This is a genomic window from Lyngbya sp. CCY1209, assembly GCF_055795065.1.
On sequence record NZ_JAYFER010000024.1, the window covers coordinates 1 to 287 of the forward strand.

Below are 287 nucleotides of genomic sequence, written 5' to 3' on the forward strand. Positions count from 1 at the left end.
CTCCCCAACGGCGCCACCCGTTCCCCCGATGCCTCTTGGGTAGCTCGCTCTCGGTGGGAGGCGCTGACACCCGAACAGCGTCAGGGTTTCGCCCCCTTATGTCCCGATTTTGTTGTCGAATTGCGATCGCCCACCGATAGCCTCTCCAAACTTCAGGAAAAAATGCGGGAATATCTGGAAAATGGTGCCCGACTCGGATGGTTGATTGACCCCCAAAATCGACGGGTAGAAATCTACCGCCCCGGACAAGAAGTCGAAGTTTTGGACAATCCAATAGAACTTCCCGG

General features: G+C 55.7%; 1 protein-coding gene. It reads left to right on the top strand.

Annotated features, from left to right (window positions below):
* Positions 1–287 (top strand): Uma2 family endonuclease (locus AC0QHF_RS00120; RefSeq protein ID WP_324702166.1); only part of this gene is annotated, 287 nt, incomplete at both ends.